Annotated in this window: 4 protein-coding genes; all 4 read right to left on the reverse strand. The window is 67.9% G+C overall.

Features of this window, described 5'->3' with window-relative positions; all coding sequences use genetic code 11:
* A partial coding sequence (locus WB308_RS07340) for a large ribosomal subunit protein uL22 (RefSeq protein ID WP_424190461.1) occupies positions 1 to 210 on the reverse strand: 210 nt, incomplete at its 3' end.
* A 6-nt stretch (positions 211 to 216) separates the two neighbouring features.
* Entirely contained in the window at positions 217 to 495 is a 279-nt protein-coding gene (rpsS, locus tag WB308_RS07345) for a 30S ribosomal protein S19 (RefSeq protein WP_424190463.1), read from the reverse strand.
* Positions 496 to 512: 17 nt separating this feature from the next.
* A complete protein-coding gene (gene rplB, locus WB308_RS07350) occupies positions 513 to 1,352 on the reverse strand; it encodes a 50S ribosomal protein L2 (RefSeq protein ID WP_424190465.1) in 840 nt (279 codons plus the stop codon).
* The coding region (gene rplW / locus WB308_RS07355) for a 50S ribosomal protein L23 (protein WP_424190467.1) at positions 1,352 to 1,569 on the reverse strand (218 nt) is incomplete at its 5' end. The genes rplW and rplB, both read right to left, overlap by 1 nt.

The raw sequence follows: 1,569 nt of genomic DNA on the forward strand, positions 1-1,569 counted from the left end.
GTACAGATCGTCGGCCGAGAGGGCGTTGTTGTGCTCGGCGTTGGCGACCGCGGAATCGAGGACCGCCGCGACGACGCGAGCCGAGTTACGGTTGGCGAAGAAGAGCGTGCTGCGCGCCTCGGCCACGGACTTGCCGCGGATGAGGTCGGCCGCCTCGCGCGCCTTGCGCGGGGCCACGCGAACGTATTTCGCCTGTGCTCTGACTGCCATCGTCACTTACCTTCTCGCCGAGCGGTCGCCCTTGATGTGACCGCGGAACGTGCGGGTGAGCGCGAACTCACCCAACTTGTGACCGACCATGGACTCGCTGATGAAGATGGGCACGTGCTTGCGCCCGTCGTGCACAGCGATGGTGTGACCGACCATGTCGGGGAAGACCGTCGAGGCCCGCGACCAGGTCTTGATCATCTTCTTCTGGCCGGCGGCGTTCATCTGCTCGATGCGCTTCATGAGGCGCTCGTCGACGAACGGACCCTTCTTTGCTGACCTGCTCAAAAGAGGTGCCTCCTGCCTTACCCGCGCTTGCCGCGCTTGCGGCCGCGGATGATGAACTTGTCTGACGCCTTGTGGTTGGCGCGCGTGCGGTAGCCCAGCGTGGGCACGCCCCACGGCGTGACCGGATGACGCCCGGCCGTGGTCTTGCCCTCGCCGCCACCATGCGGGTGGTCGACGGGGTTCATCGCCGTGCCGCGCACGGTCGGTCGCACGCCGCGCCAGCGGGTACGGCCGGCCTTGCCGCCGGAGAGGTTCGAGTGGTCCGAGTTGCCGAGCTCTCCCACCGTGGCGCGGCAGGTGAGACGGATGCGCCGCAACTCGCCGGAGGGGAGACGGACGACACCGTGGCCCCCCTCTTTGGCCTGGAGCTGCGCGCTCGTGCCGGCGCTGCGGACCAGCTGGCCGCCGCGCCCCGGCTGAAGCTCGATGTTGTGGATCGTCGTACCCGACGGGATGTTCTCGAGCGGAAGCGCGTTGCCGGCCTTGATGTCGGCGCCGGGACCGGACTCGACGGTGTCGCCGACCACGAGCGCCTTCGGAGCCAGGATGTAGCGCTTCTCACCGTCCGCGTAGTGCAGCAGGGCGATGCGCGCCGAGCGGTTCGGGTCGTACTCGACGTGCGCGACCTTGGCGGGCACGCCGTCCTTGTCGCGCTTGAAGTCGATGACCCGGTAGCGGCGCTTGTGGCCGCCGCCCTTGTGGCGCGTGGTGATGCGCCCGTAGCTGTTGCGGCCGCCGTTCTTCTTGAGCGGCGCGACCAGCGAGCGCTCGGGCTCGGCGCGCGTGATGTCCTCGAACGTGTCGACCGTCATGAACCGGCGGCCGGGCGAGGTCGGCTTGAATCGCTTGATGCCCATTACCTGCCCTCGAAGAATTCGATCTTGTCGCCGGGCGCGAGCTGCACGACGGCCTTCTTCCACGCCGAGGTGCGTCCCTTGGTCATCCCACGACGCTTCGGCTTGGGGCGCACGTTGGCGGTGCTGACGCCGACGACGGTCACGTTGAACAGCTGATGGACCGCCTGGGCGATCATCGTCTTGTGCGCGTCGGGGTGAACCTCAAAGGTGTACCGAC

Origin of the sequence: Sulfuricurvum sp., from assembly GCF_049587615.1 — a bacterium.
Classification (GTDB): Bacteria; Campylobacterota; Campylobacteria; order Campylobacterales; family Sulfurimonadaceae; genus Sulfuricurvum.